Source organism: Xanthobacter lutulentifluminis, from assembly GCF_043194675.2.
GTDB lineage: Bacteria > Pseudomonadota > Alphaproteobacteria > Rhizobiales > Xanthobacteraceae > Xanthobacter.
The window spans coordinates 1,869,511-1,888,788 of the sequence record NZ_CM195525.1 but is presented as its reverse complement, the minus strand read 5'-3'; the positions used below and the strand labels follow the sequence as shown (position 1 = coordinate 1,888,788).

Genomic DNA, 19,278 nt, shown 5'->3' with positions numbered 1-19,278 from the left:
GTGCCGGGGCTGGCACAGGGTGCCGTCGCCGGCGGTTTTCCGCCGGCGACGTGTTTGGATCATCCCTTGATCTTGGCGACTTCGGCCTTGAGCTCTGGGACGGCCTGGAAGATGTCTGCGACGAGGCCGTAGTCGGCGACCTGGAAGATGGGGGCTTCCTCGTCCTTGTTGACGGCGACGATGACCTTGGAGTCCTTCATGCCGGCGAGGTGCTGGATGGCACCGGAGATTCCGAGCGCGATGTAGAGCTCGGGGGCCACCACCTTGCCGGTCTGGCCCACCTGCCAGTCGTTGGGGGCGTAGCCGGCGTCCACCGCCGCGCGCGAGGCGCCCACCGCCGCGCCGAGCGCATCGGCGAGCGGCTCGATCACCTCGGCGAACTTCTCCCGCGAGCCCACCGCGCGGCCGCCCGACACGATGATCTTGGCAGCGGTCAGCTCGGGACGGTCGGAGGCGGCGATGGCCTCCTCCACGAAGGTCGACACGCCGGGATCGGCCGCGGCCGCGACCGCCTCCACCGGGGCCGAGCCGCCCTCAGGCGTCGCGGCGAAGGACGCCGTGCGCACCGTGATGACCTTCTTCGGGTCGGAGGACTTCACCGTCTGGATGGCGTTGCCCGCATAGATGGGCCGCTCGAACGTGTCGGGCGCCGCCACCTTGATGATGTCGGACACCTGCATCACGTCGAGCAGGGCGGCCACGCGCGGCAGCACGTTCTTGGCGCTGGCGGTGGAGGGGCCGACGATGGCGTCGTAGCCGGGGGCCAGCGCCACGATCAGCGCCGCCAGCGGCTCGGCGAGGCGATGCGCATAGAGCGCGTCGTCGGCGAGGAGCACCTTCTCCACGCCCGAGAGCTTGGCCGCGGCCTCGGCCACCGCGCCGGCGCCCTGGCCGGCGACGAGGATGTGCACCGGGCCGCCGAGGGCGGCGGCAGCGGTCAGCGCCTTGGCGGTGACGCCGTTGAGCGCCGCATTGTCGTGTTCGGCGAGAAGCAAAGTCGCCATCAGATCACCCCCGCCTCATCCTTGAGCCTGGCCACCAGCTCGGAAACCGAGCCCACCTTCACGCCCGCCTTGCGGCCCGCCGGCTCCGCCGTCTTCAGCACGGCGAGGCGCGGGGCGACATCGACGCCGTAGTCGTCGGGCGTCTTCTCGGCGATGGGCTTCTTCTTGGCCTTCATGATGTTGGGCAGCGAGGCGTAGCGCGGCTCGTTGAGGCGCAGGTCGGTGGTGACCACCGCCGGGCCCTTGAGCGCCACCGTCTGCAGGCCGCCGTCGATCTCGCGGGTGATGGCGAAGCCGCCGTCGGCCACCTCCACCTTCGAGGCGAACGTGCCCTGCGGCCAGCCCAGGAGGGCGGCGAGCATCTGGCCGGTCTGGTTGCAGTCGTCGTCGATCGCCTGCTTGCCGAGGATGACGAGGCCGGGGGCCTCCTCGGCGATCACGCCCTTCAGGATCTTGGCCACCGCCAGCGGCTCCACCACCGCGTCGGTCTTCACCAGGATGCCGCGGTCGGCGCCCATGGCCAGCGCGGTGCGCAGCGTCTCGGAGGCCTGCGCCGGGCCGACGGACACCGCCACCACCTCGGTCGCCTTGCCCGCTTCCTTCAGCCGCAGCGCCTCTTCCACCGCGATCTCGTCGAACGGGTTCATCGACATCTTCACGTTCGCAAGCTCAACGCCCGAACCGTCCGACTTGACCCGCACCTTAACGTTGTAATCCACCACCCGCTTAACGGGCACCAGGATCTTCATAGAGGCGTGCTCCCCGTTCCCGAACCTGCTGCCGGCGTCCCGTCCGACGGGGCGGCAGCCATTCCATCCACGCAGTCCCTGCATTGCAGCATTTGATGCGGGCCGGCAACGTAGGAGGGGGCTGAAAGCGTGTCAACGCTCGCCCTTGCGTGCCACGTTCCGGCTCGGCACGCCGGACGGATCGCGATCGAGCAGCGCCACCCCGGGACGGCGCAGCACCGCCACCAGGACCGCTCCCGTCATGAACCCGCCCAGATGCGCCCACCAGGCGGTATCGCCGTCGCGGCTGGCGAGGATCTGCCACACCTGCAGCACGAACCAGGCGCCGATGACCCAGTAGGCCGGCACCCGCAGCGGGATCTTCATGAAGATGAGCGCCCACAGCCGGATGTTGGGGTGCAGCACCAGATAGGCCGCGATCACCCCCGCCACCGCGCCCGACGCCCCCACCAGCGGCGCCTCGGAGGCCGGATCGGCGAACACGTGGGCAAGCCCGGCGGCGAGGCCGCACAGCAGGTAGAACAGGATGAAGCGCACGTGCCCGAGCGCGTCCTCCACATTGTCGGCGAACACCCACAGGAAGGCCATGTTGCCGATCAGGTGCAGCCAGCCGCCGTGCAGGAACATGTAGGTGAGGAGGGTGAGCGTCGGCGGCACCCGCTCGAAGCCCGGCGGCAGCACCGCCTGGCCGCTGACCACCGCCGGAATGGTGCCGTAGCCGAGCACGCCGGCCTCGCTCACCGGCCCGAACGCGCCGCGCTCCACCACCAGGAAGACCAGCACGTTGATGGCCAGCAGCGCCCACGTGACGTAGGGGCGCCGCACATGCTCGAGCGGGTTGGCGTCGGCGATGGGAACGAACATGGCGGCGACATCCCCGGGGGTGGCACTCCACCACCTCCCGCACCGGAAGACTAGAGCAGGCTGCGGCCCGGCGGCAATGCGCCGGCGCCTTCAGCCCGATCCCGCGCGCCGCGTCAGCCCCGGCTGGCGCCCGGCACCCACAGCACGTCGTCGGCGCCGCGGGCGTTGGCATAGCGGCCGGCCACGAACAGCAGGTCCGACAGCCGGTTCACATACTGGATGGCCGGCTTGCCCACCGCTTCGCCCTCCTGGTGCGACAGCGCCACCATCGCCCGCTCGGCACGCCGGCAGATGGTGCGCGCGAGGTGCAGGTGGGCCGAGGCGGCGGTGCCGGCCGGCAGCACGAAGGAGGTGAGCGGCGACAGCTCGGCGTTGAGGGTGTCGATGTCCGCCTCCAGCCGCGTCACCTGCGCCGGAACCACCCGCAGGGCGGCGCCCTCCGCCTCGCCGGGAGCGGGCGGGACGCACAGGTCGGCGCCGAGATCGAACAGGTCGTTCTGCACGCGCATCAGCATGGCATCGAGCGCGGGCTCGCCGGCGAGATGCAGGCGGGCGACGCCGAGCGCGGCATTGGCCTCGTCCACCGCGCCGTAGGCTTCCACGCGCAGGTCGTACTTGGGCACCCGCGCGCCGGTGCCGAGCCCGGTGGTGCCGTCATCGCCGGTGCGCGTGTAGATCTTGTTCAGCTTCACCATGGCGCGCGTCACCGTCCCATGGCGAGAATGGTGATCATGACCAGCACCAGCGCCAGGAACTGGAACAGCACGCGCAGCTGCATCAGCCGCTGCGAGCGCTGCGGCGAGCCGCCCGAGGCGAAATTGAACAGGCCGAGGAACAGCACGCCCGCCACCAGGGCCAGCGCGACCGGGATGAAGAGATAGATGGACCAGTGAAGCATGGCAGCCTTCGTTTCGCCGTGCCGGTTCGCCCGCCTCAGTTGAGGGCGACGATCGCCGCATTGAGGGAAGAGGCGTAGCACACCCAGGCGAGATAGGGCACCAGCAGCCAGCCGGCGGGACGATCCACCCGGAAGGCCGCGCGCATGGCGAAGGCGAGCGTGACGACCAGCGCCAGCACGATGGCGAGCCCCGCCCGCGGCGCGTGCAGGCCGAAGAACACCGGTGACCAGATGGCGTTGAGCGCCAGCTGCGCCAGGAACAGGCCGATGGCGGAGCGCCGCTGCGGCGAGGGCGGCGCCCGGTCCCACAGCCGCCACAGCGCCAGCGCCATCAGGAGATAGAGCATCGTCCACGCCACCGGAAAGGCGGCGTCGGGCGGGGTCCAGTCCGGTTTGGCGAGGCCCCGGTACCAGCCGGGGATCGCCGGCGAGGTCACCGCCCCGCCGATGGCGGCCACCGCCGCCACCAGCGCGAGACAGGCAACGAGCCGCACCCGCCCCAGAGCGCAGGGCGAGCGGGCGAGGGACTGGATGAGCGACATGAAGGCCTCCGCTTTCGCATCCTTGTTCGAACGCGGATGGCCCGTGGATCGTTTCGCCCTCAGCTCAGGTCGCGATGTGGCGGCCGATCTCGTCCACCGGCAGCTTGACGAGATCCTTGGAGATTTCCCCGTCCACCAGCTGCCGGACCTTCTCGCTCAGCGCCTCGCGCAGGGTGCCCAGCGCGCGCGGCGGCGCCACCAGCAGGATGCGGCGGGGCGCCTCGCCGGCCTCCACCAGCGCCCCGAGCCGCTCGGCAAGGCGGCCGAGGAAGGCGGCCTCGGCCTGCGCGTGCAGGTCCGTCTCCTCCATGGCGCTGCGGGCGGTGGTGGCCGATTCGTGCACCCGCCCCGGCCGGTCGGTGCCCAGCTGGGCCGTCCCGGGGTGGGGCTCGGCGAAGCTCTCGATAACGCTCAGGCGCGGCGCCGGCGCGATGCCGGCATCCGCCAGAAGGATGGCCTTCGCGCCATCGCACACCACCACCAGACGGTTGGCCTTGTCGAGCTTGGTCATCATCGTCCTCCCTGTTCGTGAACGTGATCCCGCCCCTTCACATGGTATGGCCTTGAAGATTGTCACCCCGCCGGCGCCGCGCCTTGATCCGGCGCAGGTTCGGGATTGCGTCCCGGCGCCCGCGCCCGGACGATGCGACGTTGTGGCGGGCCGGCGCCCCTTGTCCCTGTCACGAGCGCGTGAGACGATTTTCTTTCAGGAACCCGGCCCCATGCGCGGGCCGTTCCATTCGGTGCATCCGGCACCGGAGGAGATGTGCCATGCCGTTTCTCGTCCGCTTTCTGGCGCGCCATGCCGCCATCGGCATCGGTGTGGCCACCCTGTTCGTCGCGCTGCTGGTCGCCTTCGACGTGGCGCGCCTTGGAACCCTGCTGTGGACCTCGCAGGACGGGCTGCTCGCCCTCATCGTCCTCACGCTCGCGCTGGGGGTCACCTTCGGCAGTGTGCAGATGGGCTTCGCCGTCATGCTTATGAGCGACACGGATGATGACAGCGGTGGCCGCAAGGTGCGCCTGAAGCGTCTCGTGCCCCGCTTCGCCCGCGTCCATGCCGGCCGGCATGGCGCCCGCATGTCGCACTGATCTTTCGCTGCAGTCAGGCAAGGGCCGAGGCGCGGGCGGCTCGATCCGCCCGGCGCCCCTCCTGTCGTGCTCCGGTCCGGCGCCCAGTCACCCATGCGCCGGTCGGCGCTCAGTCGCCTTTGCGCCGCATGGCCTCGGCGAGGGCCGCGCCGAACGCGCCCTGGCTCTGGCCGGCCTTGTCGCGGCCGGAACCGGGACGGCGGGCGTCGCCGGGACGGTTGTCGCCGGGGCGGGCGGCGTTCGGCCGTGGCTCCTGCGGCCGGCTGCCGGGGCGTGAACCCGCATCGTCCTTGCGCATGGAGAGGGCGATGCGCTTGCGCTTCACGTCCACCTCCAGCACGCGCACCTTCACCACGTCGCCGGCCTTGACCACCTCGTGCGGGTCCTTCACGAACCGGTCGGCCAGCGCCGAGACGTGGACCAGCCCGTCCTGGTGGACGCCGATGTCCACGAAGGCGCCGAAGGCCGCGACGTTGGTCACCGTGCCTTCGAGCACCATGCCGGGCTTGAGATCGCTCATCTCGTGGACGCCGTCCGCGAACGTGGCGGTCTTGAAGGCGGGGCGCGGGTCGCGGCCGGGCTTCTCCAGCTCGGTGAGGATGTCGCGCACGGTGGGCAGGCCGAAGCGCTCGTCCACGAAGGCGCGCGGGTCGAGCGCCTTCAGCGCCGCCGTGTCGCCCATGAGGGCGCGCACGTCGCGTCCGCAGGCGGCGACGATCTTCTTGGCCACCTCATAGGCTTCCGGATGCACCGCCGAGGCGTCCAGCGGCTCGGCCCCGTCCGGGATGCGCAGGAAGCCGGCGGAAAGCTCGAAGGTGCGCGGGCCGAGGCGGGCGACCTTCAGCAATTCCTTGCGGGTCCTGAACGCGCCCACCGAGTTGCGGTGCGCGACGATGGCCTCCGCCAGCGAGGCGCCGAGGCCGGACACGCGGGCGAGCAGCGAGGCGGACGCGGTGTTGAGGTCCACGCCCACCGCGTTCACCGCGTCCTCCACCACCGCGTCGAGCGCCTTGGCGAGGCGGGCCTGATCCACGTCGTGCTGGTACTGGCCGACGCCGATGGCCTTGGGCTCGATCTTCACCAGCTCCGCCAGCGGGTCCTGCAGGCGGCGGGCGATGGAGACGGCGCCGCGCAGGGAGACGTCGATGTCCGGCATCTCGGCGGCGGCGGTGGCCGAGGCGGAATAGACCGAGGCGCCGGCCTCGCTCACCACCACCTTGATGGGCTTCCGGCCCGACGCATCCGGCGGCAAGGCGGCGATGACGTCGGCGGCGAGCTTGTCGGTCTCGCGGCTCGCGGTGCCGTTGCCGATGGCGATCAGCTCCACATTGTGCCGGCGGATCAGCATCGCCAGTTCCGCCATGGCGCCCTGCACGTCGTTGCGCGGCTGGAAGGGATAGACGGTGCTCGTGGCGATCAGCTTGCCGGTGCCGTCCACCACCGCCACCTTCACGCCGGTGCGGATGCCGGGATCAAGCCCTATGGTCGCGCGCGAGCCGGCCGGGGCGGCGAGCAGCAGATCCTTGAGATTGCGGGCGAAGACGCGGATGGCCTCCTCTTCCGCCCGCTCGCGCATCTCGCCCATCAGCTCCACGGTGAGGTGGAGCGAGAGCTTCACCCGCCACGCCCAGCGGGCCACCTCCAGGAGGAAGCCGTCGGCCGGCGCGCCGTTGGCGAGGGGGATGTCATAGGCCTGCGCCACGATGCGCTCGGCCGGCTTCACCGGGGTGGTGGCGTCCTCGTCCACCACCAGGTCGAGGGTCAGCATCTCCTCGTTGCGCCCGCGCAGCATGGCGAGCACGCGGTGGCTCGGGGCGGTCGCCCACTTTTCCGAATGGTCGAAATAGTCGCGGAACTTGGCGCCGGCCTCCTCCTTGCCCTCGGCGACCTTCGCCTTGAGCACCGCGCCCGTCTTCATGTGCGCGCGCAGGCTGCCCACCAGCTCGGCATTCTCGGCGAAGGCCTCCACCAGAATATCGCGGGCGCCGTCGAGGGCCGCCTTGATGTCCGCCACCTGCTCGGTGAGGAAGGCCGCCGCGCGCTCGGCCGGGGCCACGGAGCGATCCGCCAGGATCGCGTCGGCAAGGGGCCCCAGGCCCTTTTCGCGGGCGATCTCCGCCTTGGTGCGGCGCTTGGGCTTGTAGGGGAGGTAGAGGTCCTCCAGCTCGGCCTTGGTGGTGGCCGCCTCGATCTTTCCGCGCAGCTCGTCGGAGAGCTTGCCCTGCCCGTCGATGGAGGTGAGCACGCTGGCGCGCCGGGCTTCCAGCTCGCGCAGATAGGAGAGGCGCTCTTCCAGCGTGCGCAGCTGGGTGTCGTCGAGGCCGTCCGTCACCTCCTTGCGGTAGCGGGCGATGAACGGAACGGTGGCGCCTTCGTCGATGAGGGAGACGGCGGCCGTCACCTGCGCCGGGCGGGCGCCGATCTCGGCGGCGATGATGCGGGCGATGGCTTCGGCATTTCCCTGCGGTGCGGCGGCCATGGGGTCTCCTTCCGGTCCGGTCCCCCTGCGGGTCCGGGGGCACGCCCATAGCCGAGCAAGACGGCGCTGTCACGGCCGCAGGACGGCTTCTTGGCCGATCGTGGTTCCGCAGCGGTAGCTGGGGCCGGAACGCAGAACGCCCGGGCGGCCGTGGCGCGCCCGGGCGTTTGAAGGTCGATCAGACGAGGCCGGCGAGGAGGCCGACACCGGCCACCGCCACCGCCGCCCCGGCGCCGCGCACGAACTTCTCGCCGTGGGCCTCGCCGAAGCGGCCGATGGCCATGCCGAGGCCGAGGCCGGCGAGGTGGAGAAGCGCCGTCGCCGACATGAAGCCGAGGCCGTAGGCGAGGCCGGAGGCATCGGCCGGCATTTCCGCGCCATGGGCGTGGCCGTGGAAGATAGCGAAGAAGCCGACGATGGCCAAGGCGGCCGCCAGCGGCGCCTTCACGCCGAACGCCACCGCCGCGCCCAGCACCACCACCGAGAGGGCGATGCCCAGCTCCACGAACGGCACGTCGATGCCGGAAATGCCCAGCGCGCCGCCCACCGCCATCAGCGCGACGAAGGTGGCCGGCACGGCCCACAGGGCGCGGCCGCCCAGCTGGTAGGCGAAGATGCCCACGGTGACCATGGCGAGCAGGTGATCGAGCCCGCCCATGGGATGGGCGAAGCCGGCATTGAAGCCGTGCACTGCGCCGACGCCGGTATGGGCGAACGCCAGCTGCGGCAGGAGGGTCAGGGCGGCAGCGGCGCCGGCGGTGCGGAGGATGCGGTGCATGAGGGAACTCCCCGGTGTTGGAAGGTTTGGGTTATTCAGGGTTCAGCAGATGCGGGGCAGTTGATCGCCGACCAGCATGTCGACGATCCGCTCGCCCCCGAAACGTGTCTTCATCACCACCCGGCCCGGCCGGGTGGAGGTGATCTCGCCGATCAGGGCAGCCTCGCGCCCCAGCGGATGGGCGCGCAGGGCCGCCAGAGCCCCCGCAGCCTCCGCCGCCGGCACCACGGCGACGATCTTGCCCTCGTTGGCGAGATAGAGCGGGTCGAGCCCGAGGATCTCGCAGAAACCGGTCACCTCCGGCCGCATGGGCATCGCCAGCTCGTCGAGGCGCACGCCGACGCCCGATGCCTCCGCCAGCTCGTTCACCACCGCCGCGACGCCGCCGCGGGTGGCGTCGCGCATCATGCGGATGCCGGGGGCGGCGGCGATGAGGGTGTCGATGAGGCCGTTCAGCGGCGCGCAGTCGGAGAGGATGTCGGCGTCCAGCGCCAGGTCGCCGCGGGCGTTGAGGATGGCGGCGCCATGGTCGCCCAGAAGCCCGTTCACCAGCACCACGTCGCCGGGCCGCGCCTTGCCGATGCCCACGTCGAGGCCGGCCCGCACCACGCCGATGCCGGTGGTGGTCACGAACAGCTTGTCGCACGCGCCGCGCGCCACCACCTTGGTGTCGCCGGTGGAGATGGCGACGCCCGCTTCCCGCGCGGTCTGCGCCATGGAGCGGGCGATGCGCCGCAGCGTCTCCACGGCCAGCCCCTCCTCGATGATGACGGCGCAGGACAGCGCCACCGGCCGCGCCCCGCCCACCGCGAGGTCGTTCACCGTGCCGCACACGGCGAGCTTGCCGATGTCGCCGCCGGGGAACTCCAGCGGGTCCACCACGAAGCCGTCGGTGGTGAAGGCGAGGCGGTCGCCGTGCGCCATCAGGGCGGAAAGGTCGAAGCGGGCCTGATCTTCCGGCGCGGCGCGGCCGTCTCCGGAGAAGGCGGAGAGGAACACGTCGTCGATCAGGTCGCGCATGGCGCTGCCGCCGCCGCCGTGGGCGAGCGTCACCGTCTTGTGCGCCAGCGGGCGGCGCGCGGCGGAGGGGGGCGTGAAGGGGATGGTCATGCGGCTTCTCCCCGCATTCCGCCATACTGATAGTAAGCCGCGCAAGAACCTTCCGACGACACCATCAGCGCACCCAGCGGCGTCTCCGGCGTGCAGCCCTTGCCGAACTCGGGGCAGGCCCACGGCTTCATGGCGCCGGTGAGCACCTCGCCGCAGCGGCAGGAGGCGGGATCGGCCACCTTCACGTCCGGCACGGCGAAGCGCTTCTCCGCGTCGAAGGCGGCATAGGGCGCGGTCAGCCGCACGCCCGAGCCGGCGATGGAGCCGAGGCCGCGCCATTCGAACGTCTCGCGCGGCTCGTACACCTCCTGCACGGCCTTCAGCGCGGCGGGATTGCCGTGCTCCGGCACCACGCGGGCATACTGGTTCTCGATGCGCGCGTGCCCGGCCTCGATCTGCTGCAGCACCATCAGCAGCGACTGCAACAGGTCGATGGGCTCGAAGCCGGAGACCACCAGCGGCTTGCCGAACTCCTCGGCGATGAAGCGGTACGGCGACGTGCCGATCACCATGGAGACATGCCCCGGCCCGATGAAGCCGTCGATGCCGCTGTCCCCCGGCTCCAGCAGCGCGCGCAGCGTGGGGATGATGGTGATGTGGTTGCAGAACAGGGAGAAGTTGCCGACGCCCTCGCGCGCCGCCCGCTGCACGGTAAGGGCGGTGGAGGGCATGGTGGTCTCGAAGCCAAGGCCGAAGAACACCACCTCGCGGTCGGGGTTGCGCCGCGCGAGAGCGAGCGCATCAAGAGGCGAATAGACCATGCGCACGTCGGCGCCGTCGGCCTTGGCCTGCAGGAGGCTCTTCTTCGATCCCGGCACGCGCATGGCATCGCCGAAGGTGGCGAAGATCACCTCCGGCTGCTCGGCGATGGCGACGCAGTCGTCCACCCGGCCCATCGGCAGAACGCACACCGGGCAGCCGGGTCCGTGGACGAACTCCACCAGATCCGGCAGCAGGCCTTCGAGGCCGTAGCGGAAGATGGCGTGGGTGTGCCCGCCGCACACCTCCATGATGGAGAACGGCCGGTCGCGCCCGCGCTCCAGCCGGGAGGCGATGGCGCCGATCTCCTTCACCAGCGCGGCGGCGAGGACGGGGTCGCGGAATTCGTCCACATAGCGCATGTCCGTCCTCCTCAGGCGGTGGGGGTGGCGATCAGCTCAATGCTGCCGTTCGTGAGCGCGTCCATCTCGGCCTGCGCCTCGCCGATCTCGGTCAGCACCTTGAGGGTGGCGGCGGCCTCTTCCTCGTCGATGCGGCTCATGGCGAAGCCCACATGGACAAGCACCCACGCGCCGACGAGGTCGTCGAGCGGGGCGCCCGGCTCGGCGACGCACACCACGTCCACCGTGCGGCGGACGCCGGAGACGTCCACCACGCACAGCATGGCGTCCGCGTCGGCGACGGCGACGATCTGTCCGGGAATGCCGAGGCACATGGCGTTTCTCCTCAGTGCGATTGGCCGAAGGCGCCGCCACGGGAGATCCCGTAGCGGTCCAGCTTGGCGCGCAGCCCGACGCGCGAGAGGCCGAGCTCCTCCGCCGCGCGGCTCTTGTTCCAGCGGCAGCGCACCAGCGTCTCGGTGAGGATGGTGGCCTCCATGCGCTCGATGCGGTCCTTCAGCGGCCCGCCATCCGGCAGCGCGAGGTTCTCCGGGGCGCGGATCTCGGTCAACCGCGTCTCGGCCGCCGCCCGCACCACGTGGGGCGAGAGCAGGTCGGCGGAGAGCGTGTCGCGGGCGGCGAGGACCAGCATGCGCGTCACCTCGTTCTGCAGCTCGCGCACGTTGCCGGGCCAGTCATAGGCCTGCATGCAGGCCAGGGCCTCGTCGGTGAAGCCCTTCACCCTCTTGCCGTGCTGGGCGCTCAGCGCATCGAGGATGGCGCGCGCCAGCACCGCGATGTCGCCCCGCCGCTCGCGCAGGGCGGGCAGGGTCAGCACCATGGCGGACAGGCGGTAGTAGAGGTCCTCGCGGAAGCGGGCGCGTCCCACCTCGCCGAAAAGGTCGCGGTGGGTGGCGGCCAGCACGCGCACGTTGACGCGCTTGGATTCGTTCGACCCCACCGGGCGGATCTCGCCCTCCTGGAGGAAGCGCAGCAGCTTCACCTGGAAGGCGGGGGAGACGTCGCCGATCTCGTCGAGGAAGATGGTGCCGCCGTCCGCCTGGTCGAGCAGGCCGATGCGGGTCACGTGGGCGCCGGTGAACGAGCCCTTCTTGTGGCCGAACAGCTCGGATTCCAAGAGCTCGTCCGGGATCGCCCCGCAGTTGACGGCGAAGAACGGCCGGTCCGAGCGCAGGCTCGAATAATGGATGGCGCGGGCGATCAGCTCCTTGCCGGTGCCGGTCTCGCCGTGGATCAGCACCGGCACGTCGAAGGCCGCCACCTGCGCGGCGCGGGCGCACACGTCCGACAGGGGGCTGCCGGCGGCGCGGACCAGCGTGTCGAAGTGGAAATTGCGCTTCACCCGCGCCTCCAGCACGCCGAGGCGGGCCTCGGCGGTGGCGGTGGTGAGCTTCATCTCCAGATTGAGGCGCTCATGGTCGCGCTGCAGCTGGAACAGGTGCGCGGCGTTGCGGGCGGCGAGCAGCAGCTGGTCCGGGTGCCAGGGCTTGGCGATGAACTGGTAGATGCCGGCGTCGTTGATGGCGCCGATCATGTCCTGCGGCTCGGTATAGCCGGTGACGATGATGCGCAGGATGTCAGGCCAGCGCTCGCGCACTTCGGTCAGGAGCGCGACGCCCGAGGTGTGGGGCATGCGCTGGTCGCAGAAGATCACCTGGATCCACTCGTTCTCCAGGATGCGCCGCGCCTCCTCCGCGTCGAGCGCGGTGAAGACATCGAACTCCTCGTCCAGCACCCGCGCGATGACCTCCACCGAGCGCGGCTCGTCATCCACCACGAGGATGGCGGGGCGGCGGTTCATCGTGCGCTCCCCGCCGCGGCGCGCAGGGCGGCGGCCTCGGCCTCGCGGGCGGCGGCGAGGGTGTCGAGCCGGGCGGCGCGCGCCGTCTCCAGCCAGCCGATGAAGCGGGCGAGCCCCACCTCGCCGCGCGACGACACGCGCAGGATCTCGGCGGTCGGGTTCACCCGGCGGATGTTGGCCTCCAGCGCCGCCATGTCCGCGTCCACGTGCGGGGCAAGGTCCGCCTTGGTGATGAGGACGAGGTCCGCGCCCTCGAAGATGTCGGGATATTTCAGCGGCTTGTCGTCGCCTTCCGCCACCGAGATCAGGGTGATGCGGCGCGTCTCCCCGAGATCGAACGCGGCGGGGCAGACGAGGTTGCCCACGTTCTCGATGAACAGGATGCCGCCGGGCGGCAGCGGCAGCTTCTCCAGCGCATGACCCACCATGTGCGCATCGAGGTGGCAGCCCTTGCCGGTGTTGATCTGCACCGCGGGGGTGCCCACGGCGCGGATGCGCGCGGCGTCATTGTCGGTCTGCTGGTCGCCTTCGATGACGGCGGCGGGGATGCGGCCGGAAAGCGCCTTCAGCGTCTCCACGAGCAGCGTGGTCTTGCCGGCGCCGGGGCCGGAGAGGAGGTTCAGCGCCAGCACGCCGGCGGCATCGAGCCGGGCGCGGTTGCGGGCGGCGTAGTCGTCGTTCTTGGCGAGGATGGAGGTCTCGATCTCCACCATGCGCGCCTGCGACAGGCCCGGCGCATGGGCGTGGGCGGGGCCGGTGCCATAGTCGAGCCGGTCGCTGTGGTCGTGGCTGTGGGGGTGAGCGTGAGCGTGCCGGTGGGCGTGGTGGTCATGCCCATGGTCATGATGATGCCCGTGCCCGGCGCCGTGCGATCCGTCCTCCCCATGGGCGTGCGGATGGCTGTGGGTCGTGCCGTCCGCGTGCGTGTGGACATGCCCGTGGTCGCGCGCATGGGAATCCGCGTGCGCATGCCCGCCCGTCGCGTCGGAAATGGTGGCGCCGTCGCCGCTGCAGCCGCAGACCGTGCACATCACAACACCTCCAGGTCCTTGATCTTCATGTCGGTGCCGCCGTTGGGCACGAGGCGCTCCCCGCCGCAGCGCGGACAGGGGGCGAGGCGGTGGGCGAGCGGCACGGTGTCCGAGCAGTCGAAGCACCAGGCGGTGCCGTCCTCCTCCAGCACCACCAGCTCGGCGCCGTCGGCAAGCGATCCCCGGGTCACCACGTCGAAGCCGAAGCGCAGCGCCTCCACCTCGATGCCGGCGAACCGGCCGATGGCGAGGCGCACGCGTGTGACGCGGGAGAAGTTCTGCGTCTTCGCCGCTTCCTCCATGGCGGAGAGCAGGCTTTCGCACACGGCCATCTCATGCATGGGCAGCCTCCGGCGCAAGGGCGAGGGTGACGGGCACGCAGGGATTGATGGCCGAGACCAGCAGCGGCGCAAGCCACGCGGCGTCCGGCCCCGACGGCAGCGTCGCGAACGCCTGCTCCAGCAGGCCGCCGGGCGCGAGGTTCCAGGCGCTGGGGGAGAGGATGCGATAGGCGGCGACGCGCCCGCCCTCCACCCGTGCCCCATGCCCCAGCAGCCCCCGCGCCGCCGGCGCGATGCCGACGCCCACGGGCGCGGTGAAGCCGGTGCCTTCGGCCGGGGAGCCCGCGGCGGAGCGAGCGGTTCCGTCGGTGCCCGAGGCCAGCGCGGCGATGGCCAGGAGGCAATCCACCAGCCGCGCCAGCAGGCGCACGAACAGGCTCGCCCCCTCCTGCGCCAGCAGGGCGGCAAACAGCGGGCGGTGCGCGACCCGGCCGAGCGCGCCGCTCTCGCGCAGGGGAGATGGCGCGCAGCGCGCGGCGGCCATGACGGGCGGAACCGGCATCGTCCCGGCGCGGGAGGCTTCGGGAGCCATGCCGGTGTTGACCGCAGCAGGTATCTGTGCGCCGGCGCAGGAGGATGTCGGGTGCGGAGCGGGCGGCCGCAGTGCCGCCGCGACGTCCTCGATCGTCAGCTCCAGCAGGCGCGCGCGTCCGTGGGCGGGGTCCACCGCGCGCCGGATCGAGGCGAGCAGCCGCGCGGTGGCGGTCGGCGCCTCGGACAGCCAGTTCTCCAGCGCGGCGAGCGAGAAATCGCCGAGGTCGCCGGCATCCGCCACCAGGGCAGGGCCGAGTGCGGCCGCGGCGTCCGGCCGGGACAGCAGCGCCAGTGTCGCGCGCTCCGGCGCCGTGCCGAGCGCGGCCGGCCAGGTGTGGAGGATGGCAAGGGCGTGGTCGCGCATGGTCTCCCGCGCCATCGCGCGGGTGTCCGGCCGTCCCGGCAGGCCGAGCGCCGCGGATGCGGCGGCCGCATGGGCCGCGCCGCACAGGTTGAACACCAGAGGCACCAGCCGGGACGCTTCGTCCGCCGTGCGGCCCACGAGGGCCTGCGCGGGGTCCGGCCCGGTCTCGCGCGTGACCCGCCACGGCCCCTCGCGCCCGGCGGGGGCGACGATGAGGCTGCAGAGCGTGGCGGGGGCGTGGATCATGCCGCGCCGTCCTCGAGGGAGGCGGCGGCCTCGCGGCCGGCCGGGGCGCCGGCATTGGGGCCGAGCAGCAGGGCGCGGCGGGAGAGGGGGCCGGCAGTGCCCGGGCGGGCGGTCTGGTCCTCCGGCGCGGCGGCTTCAGCCTCGGCGGCGGCGCGGGCGGCGGCCTCCGCTTCCGCCCGGCGGCGGATCTCGCCGGTACGGGTGCCGTCCTCGCGGTTGGCGGGATCGAGCAGGCCAGGCAGCACCGCCTGCGCCGTCTCCACCGCCTGCAGCATGGAGGAGAAGTCGAACATGGGGGAGAACAGGGAGCAGGCCTTGTAGGGCCCCGTCTCCGGCCGGTTGGCGGCAAGGAATTCGTAGGTGCCGGACGGGAAGTCGATCAGTTCCCGTTCGCCGGTGCGCAGGGCGGACCAGTCCTCGCCCTCCGTCGGCAGGAGCACGATGTTCATGAACCACGGCGTCACCAGCACGCCGATGACGCGGTCCTCGTGGATGCCGAAGCCCACCGCCTTCACGCCGAGGCTCTCGTTGACGAAGGGCACGCCCTTCATCTTGCCGGCATGGATCTCGCGGAATGCCACCTCGAACCGGGCCGGGGCCTCGGCCAGCTGGCGGGCGAGGAACGGATCCGTCGCAGGGAGGGCGGCGGGCGGCGGAGCCAGCGCGGAGAGCTCGGGCGCGCCGCCGTCGAGCACCATGAACTGGTCGCGCGCGCCGTCGCACACCGGGCAGCGCCAGTGGTCGGGCAGGGCGGTGAACGGCGTGCCGGCCGGGATCTGCCACGTCTCGCACCCTTCGGCGGGGTCGTAGACATGCCAGCAGACCTTGCATTCGAGCCGCGCCGTCGGGGCAAGGCGGGCGCGATCGCCGAGGTAGGAGCCTTCGAAGAAGCTGTGTGCGGTAGCCATGGGAGCTCCTAGCGGATCGCCGCCAGCACCTCGGTGAGGCGCTCGGCGGAATCGGCGATGTCCTCGGCGGCGGCGCAGGCCACTTCCGGCACCTCGACGATCTCGATGGTGTCGAGGATCAGCATGTCCTGCGAATTGTAGAAGCGCACCCGCCAGACGCCGCGGGTGCCGGCGGCGTCGATGCGGCAGTTGCCGTAGCCGCGCGACAGCACGGTGGTGGCGCCCGGGCCGAGCCGCGCGTCCAGCATGGCGAGATCTTCCGGCGTGTGCGGCAGCAGCGACAGGTTGATGACGTGGGGCGGGTCGCCCGGCGTGCGGGTGCCGGCGCGGTGGGCGATCTCGGTGAGCAGCGCCGGGGCGTTGAAGATGCCGGGGGCGGGCGCATCGAGGGCGGTCAGGTCCGGCCCGGTCGCGGCGCCGAAGGCGCGCACCAGCGCTCCGCGCGGAAAGGCGCCCACCTCCAGCAGTCCCGCGCCGGCCGGCCCGCGCACGCGCCACACGCCGGCGAAGGTCGCTTCCTGGATCTCCACCGCGCGCGTCTCGCCGGCGCCGGCCACCTTCACCGCCACCTCGCCCTCGCCCATGGCCTCGTCCACCAGCGCGCGGTTGGCGTCGTCGAGATGGGCAAGGGAGACGGCGGTCGACGTGCCGGGTGTCCAGCCCTGAAGGGCGGCGATCACCTCCTCCAGCACGGCGAAGGCGGGCGCGAGGCGCGCCTTGTCCTCCACCTCGGGCAGATGCGCCTCGAACGTGCGCATGCCCGAGGGCAGGGGGAGATAGGCGAGGCCGTCCTCGTCGCCGCCGGTCTGGCTGCCGGGGCCGAAGCCGACCGGGGGCTGCGTGGCGAAGGGGGAGGAGGAAGACATGGGGGCAGCCTCAGTGGGTGACGGCGCGCGCGCGGATGAGGGCGCCGAGGCGCTCGAGATATTCGTCCCAGTCGCGCATGCGGGAGATGGCGCCCACCGGCTGGCCGGCACGCAGCACCACGATGGCGGGCAGGGCGAGGCTCATGCTCTCGCGCAGCGCGGCTTCGGCCTTGGGCCCGGCGACGGCGCCGCCGATGGCGGCCTCGCCGCCCAGCGCGCTGACCAGCTCCGGCAGCACCACGGCGATGTCTGGGCTTTCCAGATGCGCCTTGCCGTGGGCGGGCAGGAACAGGAAGTGGTCGCGCGCATCGAGGGTGGCCGCGTCGTCCACGGCTTCCAGATAGGGCCAGGCCCGCTCCACGAGCAGGCGGCGGACCAGCGGGTGCAGCTGGGCGCGGGAATCAGCCTCGGGCATCAGGCTTCCTTTCGGCCGGCGGCATAGGCCGCGGCGAGATGGGGCGGGAGAGAGGGCTCGCGGTCCACGAGGTCGGCGAAGGCGGTGTCGATGGTGGCCGCATCGGCGGTGCCGGCCATGATGGCGGCGACGCCGGAGAGGGCTTCGGCGATGAGGCGGGCTTCCCCCGCTTCCAGCAGACGGCGGGCCGTGCCCTGGAACACCAGCACATGGTCGCCGGCGGCGGCTTCAGGCACCAGCGCGAGATCGACGCGGGCGGGGGCATCGGCGCCGGTTTCCGGCACGCACAGGGCGAACGTGCCCTCCACCCGTTCGATGCGCATGGGCAGGCCGAGGCACATGGCTCAGCTCCGGGCCGCGGCGAGGACGCGCGGGTCGCCGATGCGGCAGGCGTCCTCCGCGCTGGGGCGCTGGGATTCATAGGCGTCGCGCGTCACCGCGGCGGTGATGAGGCCGCCGGCGCCGCGCGCCTCGGGGACGATGCCGAACTCGCGGTCGAGGATCTCCAGCACCATGCGCGCGGCCGGCTCCACCCTCGCCGCGATGGTGTCGGTGAGGCCGCCGCCGTAATCGTCCAGCAGCTCCGGCTGCACGCCCACCAGCACGATGCGGCCGGGCGTGTGGCCGCGCAGGGCGAGCAGGCCGAGGATTTCCTGGAAGCCGGTCTGGTGCAGGCTCACCTTGCGGGCGGCGAGCACGGCCGGCACTTCCGCATCGGTCCGCAGGTGCAGCGTGCCGGGGGCGGAGCCGAAGTCCACCGCATCGACGATGACCACCGCCTCGGCTTCCTCGAGATAGGGCAGGAGGTAGAGGCCCTGGGTGCCGCCGTCGAGCAGGGTGACGGTTTCGGGGAAGGTGTGGGCGGCGTCCAGCGCCTCCAGGACGCGGACCCCGAAGCCCTCGTCCGCCCACAGGATGTTGCCGATCCCCAGCACGAGGATGCGCGCACTCGTCCGTTCGCCGTCCATGCGACGCATCCCTCCCGGTTACGGCCTCCCACGACGGTCTGCCGCCGTCTGATTTCGAGCTTCTCCAATTCAAGGAGCGTGCCAGCGGCTTGCGGAGCCGGCCAAGATGTTGATTCGGCCTGCGTCGGATGCATGCGCCGGACACGCGTTCAATCGCGCCATCTGGAAAGATTGTGATCAGTTTTTCCACAAGATGAAAGTCTGAAATCCATATTCCGTATCGTGGGAGCCAATTCCGGGGCCGCGGCGCGGCGTGGGGCGCTGGCCCGCCATGCGCCTGTCGTATGGCAGTGCGGCAAAAACTCGCTCCGTCGCGCTGCATCGCAATGCTGGCCGCCCAAACGAAAAGGGCGCGGCCGAAGCCGCGCCCTCTCGTCTCGTGCCCCTCGGCGGCGGCGCCCGGCACTCAGTTCGGATCGTCGTCCCGGAAGGTGCGGTAGCCGTTGGTGATGGCCGAGACCATGGACTGGCGGGACATGATGTCCTCCCGGATCACCGAATAGACGTGGATGATGATGAACAGGATGATCACCCACATGCCGATGTGATGCAGCGTGTGCACCTGCATCGACCCGCCGAGCAGCGGGATCACCCAGCCGAACAGCCTGTCCTGCCACGAGCCGAGGCCCGTGCCCTCCGAATAGAGGGCGAAGCCGGTGACGATCATGAAGATCATTCCCAGCACCATCACGAAGAACAGGAACACCTGCGCCAGCGGATTGTGGCCCACGAACTTCAGCGGCCGGGGCTTGAGGAAGGCATACCACTGCACCTCGGTGAAGAAGCCCTTCCAGAAGCTCACCCGCCAGAACGGGAAGGTGAACAGCTCGCGGGAATACTTGTTGCCCACGAACGCCCACAGGATCCGGCCGATGAACGCCACCGCGAGGATGTAGCCCGCGGAGAAATGCACGAACCGGATCGTCCCCATCAGGTAATGGGCGCTCGCCTCGCCCGAGAGCGTCGGGAACGGCGAGCCGATGAAATAACCGGTCACGCACAAGACCAGGATGCACAGGGCGTTCACCCAGTGCCACAGGCGCACCGGCGCCTCATAGACATAGACGGTGGTCAGCTTCTTTCCACCGTTGGCAGCCGGGGCCGCGGCGGGCGCCGCCGGAGGGGCGGCGCCGGGAGTGAGGGAGGCGTCCGTCATGGCGCGCCCTC

Annotated in this window: 23 protein-coding genes; 1 reads left to right on the top strand and 22 read right to left on the bottom strand. The window is 71.4% G+C overall.

Translation table 11 applies throughout. The annotated features are described in order from the left end of the window. Window positions 1-59: 59 nt before the first annotated feature. From V5F49_RS08545 to V5F49_RS08515, 7 genes are all read right to left on the bottom strand, one after another. Window positions 60-1,004, bottom strand: coding sequence for an FAD-binding protein (locus V5F49_RS08545; protein ID WP_509210686.1), 945 nt, complete (start codon window positions 1,002-1,004; stop codon window positions 60-62). Beyond that, entirely contained in the window at window positions 1,004-1,753 is a 750-nt protein-coding gene (locus V5F49_RS08540) for an electron transfer flavoprotein subunit beta/FixA family protein (RefSeq protein ID WP_394118571.1), read from the bottom strand. The genes V5F49_RS08545 and V5F49_RS08540 overlap by 1 nt, the downstream gene beginning before the upstream one ends. A gap of 132 nt (window positions 1,754-1,885) precedes the next feature. Beyond that, window positions 1,886-2,617 (bottom strand): rhomboid family intramembrane serine protease, encoded by a 732-nt coding sequence (locus V5F49_RS08535; RefSeq protein ID WP_394118481.1) that lies wholly within the window; start codon window positions 2,615-2,617, stop codon window positions 1,886-1,888. Between the two features lie 113 nt (window positions 2,618-2,730). Further along, window positions 2,731-3,312, bottom strand: a complete 582-nt coding sequence (locus V5F49_RS08530; protein ID WP_394118482.1) for a cob(I)yrinic acid a,c-diamide adenosyltransferase — start codon at window positions 3,310-3,312, stop codon at window positions 2,731-2,733. A gap of 8 nt (window positions 3,313-3,320) precedes the next feature. Beyond that, window positions 3,321-3,515: a twin transmembrane helix small protein gene (locus V5F49_RS08525; protein WP_394118483.1), complete on the bottom strand. Its 195-nt coding sequence runs from the start codon at window positions 3,513-3,515 to the stop codon at window positions 3,321-3,323. Between the two features lie 35 nt (window positions 3,516-3,550). Next, entirely contained in the window at window positions 3,551-4,057 is a 507-nt protein-coding gene (locus tag V5F49_RS08520; RefSeq protein WP_394118484.1) for a TspO/MBR family protein, read from the bottom strand. Window positions 4,058-4,121: 64 nt separating this feature from the next. Beyond that, window positions 4,122-4,568, bottom strand: coding sequence for a host attachment protein (locus tag V5F49_RS08515; protein ID WP_394118485.1), 447 nt, complete (start codon window positions 4,566-4,568; stop codon window positions 4,122-4,124). A gap of 260 nt (window positions 4,569-4,828) precedes the next feature. Between V5F49_RS08515 and V5F49_RS08510 the strand changes: the two genes are divergently transcribed. Beyond that, a complete protein-coding gene (locus V5F49_RS08510; protein WP_394118486.1) occupies window positions 4,829-5,149 on the top strand; it encodes a hypothetical protein in 321 nt (106 codons plus the stop codon). 109 nt (window positions 5,150-5,258) lie between these two features. Here V5F49_RS08510 and V5F49_RS08505 read toward each other — a convergent pair whose 3' ends face one another. The 15 genes from V5F49_RS08505 to cybH all read right to left on the bottom strand — a co-directional run bounded on the left by V5F49_RS08505 (window position 5,259) and on the right by cybH (window position 19,267). Next, window positions 5,259-7,628 carry a Tex family protein gene (locus V5F49_RS08505; RefSeq protein ID WP_394118487.1) on the bottom strand — a complete coding sequence of 790 codons (2,370 nt, stop codon included), beginning with the start codon at window positions 7,626-7,628 and terminating at the stop codon, window positions 5,259-5,261. A gap of 178 nt (window positions 7,629-7,806) precedes the next feature. After that, window positions 7,807-8,406, bottom strand: a complete 600-nt coding sequence (locus V5F49_RS08500) for a HupE/UreJ family protein (protein WP_394118488.1) — start codon at window positions 8,404-8,406, stop codon at window positions 7,807-7,809. 42 nt (window positions 8,407-8,448) lie between these two features. Then, entirely contained in the window at window positions 8,449-9,516 is a 1,068-nt protein-coding gene (hypE, locus tag V5F49_RS08495; RefSeq protein WP_394118489.1) for a hydrogenase expression/formation protein HypE, read from the bottom strand. Next, window positions 9,513-10,637, bottom strand: a complete 1,125-nt coding sequence (gene hypD / locus V5F49_RS08490; protein ID WP_394118490.1) for a hydrogenase formation protein HypD — start codon at window positions 10,635-10,637, stop codon at window positions 9,513-9,515. The genes hypE and hypD overlap by 4 nt, the downstream gene beginning before the upstream one ends. Before the next feature lie 11 nt (window positions 10,638-10,648). Next, window positions 10,649-10,951: a HypC/HybG/HupF family hydrogenase formation chaperone gene (locus V5F49_RS08485; protein ID WP_394118491.1), complete on the bottom strand. Its 303-nt coding sequence runs from the start codon at window positions 10,949-10,951 to the stop codon at window positions 10,649-10,651. Between the two features lie 11 nt (window positions 10,952-10,962). Further along, window positions 10,963-12,438 carry a sigma-54-dependent transcriptional regulator gene (locus V5F49_RS08480; RefSeq protein WP_394118492.1) on the bottom strand — a complete coding sequence of 492 codons (1,476 nt, stop codon included), beginning with the start codon at window positions 12,436-12,438 and terminating at the stop codon, window positions 10,963-10,965. Continuing rightward, window positions 12,435-13,469, bottom strand: a complete 1,035-nt coding sequence (gene hypB, locus V5F49_RS08475) for a hydrogenase nickel incorporation protein HypB (protein WP_394118493.1) — start codon at window positions 13,467-13,469, stop codon at window positions 12,435-12,437. Before hypB ends, V5F49_RS08480 begins: the two co-directional genes overlap by 4 nt. Continuing rightward, window positions 13,469-13,810 (bottom strand): hydrogenase maturation nickel metallochaperone HypA, encoded by a 342-nt coding sequence (hypA, locus tag V5F49_RS08470; protein ID WP_394118494.1) that lies wholly within the window; start codon window positions 13,808-13,810, stop codon window positions 13,469-13,471. Before hypA ends, hypB begins: the two co-directional genes overlap by 1 nt. Next, complete coding sequence (locus tag V5F49_RS08465) at window positions 13,803-14,954, bottom strand: nickel-dependent hydrogenase large subunit (protein ID WP_394118495.1); 1,152 nt, start codon at window positions 14,952-14,954, stop codon at window positions 13,803-13,805. The genes hypA and V5F49_RS08465 overlap by 8 nt, the downstream gene beginning before the upstream one ends. Further along, entirely contained in the window at window positions 14,951-15,862 is a 912-nt protein-coding gene (locus V5F49_RS08460) for a [NiFe]-hydrogenase assembly chaperone HybE (protein WP_394118496.1), read from the bottom strand. Before V5F49_RS08460 ends, V5F49_RS08465 begins: the two co-directional genes overlap by 4 nt. Window positions 15,863-15,870: 8 nt before the next feature. Continuing rightward, window positions 15,871-16,728, bottom strand: a complete 858-nt coding sequence (locus tag V5F49_RS08455) for a hydrogenase expression/formation protein (RefSeq protein WP_394118497.1) — start codon at window positions 16,726-16,728, stop codon at window positions 15,871-15,873. A gap of 10 nt (window positions 16,729-16,738) precedes the next feature. Then, window positions 16,739-17,143: a thioredoxin domain-containing protein gene (locus V5F49_RS08450; RefSeq protein ID WP_394118498.1), complete on the bottom strand. Its 405-nt coding sequence runs from the start codon at window positions 17,141-17,143 to the stop codon at window positions 16,739-16,741. Further along, the gene (locus tag V5F49_RS08445; protein WP_394118499.1) at window positions 17,143-17,484 is read right to left on the bottom strand and encodes a HypC/HybG/HupF family hydrogenase formation chaperone; all 342 of its coding nucleotides are present in this window, start codon (window positions 17,482-17,484) and stop codon (window positions 17,143-17,145) included. The genes V5F49_RS08450 and V5F49_RS08445 overlap by 1 nt, the downstream gene beginning before the upstream one ends. Before the next feature lie 3 nt (window positions 17,485-17,487). Then, the gene (locus tag V5F49_RS08440; protein ID WP_394118500.1) at window positions 17,488-18,111 is read right to left on the bottom strand and encodes a HyaD/HybD family hydrogenase maturation endopeptidase; all 624 of its coding nucleotides are present in this window, start codon (window positions 18,109-18,111) and stop codon (window positions 17,488-17,490) included. A 406-nt stretch (window positions 18,112-18,517) separates the two neighbouring features. Next, window positions 18,518-19,267, bottom strand: a complete 750-nt coding sequence (gene cybH / locus V5F49_RS08435) for a Ni/Fe-hydrogenase, b-type cytochrome subunit (protein ID WP_394118501.1) — start codon at window positions 19,265-19,267, stop codon at window positions 18,518-18,520. Window positions 19,268-19,278: the final 11 nt, after the last annotated feature.

Bases quoted from the DNA above. Each gene is read 5' to 3' on its own strand.
- V5F49_RS08545 (WP_509210686.1), bottom strand. From the start codon at position 1,004: ATGGCGACTTTGCTTCTCGCCGAACACGACAATGCGGCGCTCAACGGC.
- V5F49_RS08540 (WP_394118571.1), bottom strand. From the start codon at position 1,753: ATGAAGATCCTGGTGCCCGTTAAGCGGGTGGTGGATTACAACGTTAAG.
- V5F49_RS08535 (WP_394118481.1), bottom strand. From the start codon at position 2,617: ATGTTCGTTCCCATCGCCGACGCCAACCCGCTCGAGCATGTGCGGCGC.
- V5F49_RS08530 (WP_394118482.1), bottom strand. From the start codon at position 3,312: ATGGTGAAGCTGAACAAGATCTACACGCGCACCGGCGATGACGGCACC.
- V5F49_RS08525 (WP_394118483.1), bottom strand. From the start codon at position 3,515: ATGCTTCACTGGTCCATCTATCTCTTCATCCCGGTCGCGCTGGCCCTG.
- V5F49_RS08520 (WP_394118484.1), bottom strand. From the start codon at position 4,057: ATGTCGCTCATCCAGTCCCTCGCCCGCTCGCCCTGCGCTCTGGGGCGG.
- V5F49_RS08515 (WP_394118485.1), bottom strand. From the start codon at position 4,568: ATGACCAAGCTCGACAAGGCCAACCGTCTGGTGGTGGTGTGCGATGGC.
- V5F49_RS08510 (WP_394118486.1), top strand. From the start codon at position 4,829: ATGCCGTTTCTCGTCCGCTTTCTGGCGCGCCATGCCGCCATCGGCATC.
- V5F49_RS08505 (WP_394118487.1), bottom strand. From the start codon at position 7,628: ATGGCCGCCGCACCGCAGGGAAATGCCGAAGCCATCGCCCGCATCATC.
- V5F49_RS08500 (WP_394118488.1), bottom strand. From the start codon at position 8,406: ATGCACCGCATCCTCCGCACCGCCGGCGCCGCTGCCGCCCTGACCCTC.
- hypE (WP_394118489.1), bottom strand. From the start codon at position 9,516: ATGACCATCCCCTTCACGCCCCCCTCCGCCGCGCGCCGCCCGCTGGCG.
- hypD (WP_394118490.1), bottom strand. From the start codon at position 10,637: ATGCGCTATGTGGACGAATTCCGCGACCCCGTCCTCGCCGCCGCGCTG.
- V5F49_RS08485 (WP_394118491.1), bottom strand. From the start codon at position 10,951: ATGTGCCTCGGCATTCCCGGACAGATCGTCGCCGTCGCCGACGCGGAC.
- V5F49_RS08480 (WP_394118492.1), bottom strand. From the start codon at position 12,438: ATGAACCGCCGCCCCGCCATCCTCGTGGTGGATGACGAGCCGCGCTCG.
- hypB (WP_394118493.1), bottom strand. From the start codon at position 13,469: ATGTGCACGGTCTGCGGCTGCAGCGGCGACGGCGCCACCATTTCCGAC.
- hypA (WP_394118494.1), bottom strand. From the start codon at position 13,810: ATGCATGAGATGGCCGTGTGCGAAAGCCTGCTCTCCGCCATGGAGGAA.
- V5F49_RS08465 (WP_394118495.1), bottom strand. From the start codon at position 14,954: ATGATCCACGCCCCCGCCACGCTCTGCAGCCTCATCGTCGCCCCCGCC.
- V5F49_RS08460 (WP_394118496.1), bottom strand. From the start codon at position 15,862: ATGGCTACCGCACACAGCTTCTTCGAAGGCTCCTACCTCGGCGATCGC.
- V5F49_RS08455 (WP_394118497.1), bottom strand. From the start codon at position 16,728: ATGTCTTCCTCCTCCCCCTTCGCCACGCAGCCCCCGGTCGGCTTCGGC.
- V5F49_RS08450 (WP_394118498.1), bottom strand. From the start codon at position 17,143: ATGCCCGAGGCTGATTCCCGCGCCCAGCTGCACCCGCTGGTCCGCCGC.
- V5F49_RS08445 (WP_394118499.1), bottom strand. From the start codon at position 17,484: ATGTGCCTCGGCCTGCCCATGCGCATCGAACGGGTGGAGGGCACGTTC.
- V5F49_RS08440 (WP_394118500.1), bottom strand. From the start codon at position 18,111: ATGGACGGCGAACGGACGAGTGCGCGCATCCTCGTGCTGGGGATCGGC.
- cybH (WP_394118501.1), bottom strand. From the start codon at position 19,267: ATGACGGACGCCTCCCTCACTCCCGGCGCCGCCCCTCCGGCGGCGCCC.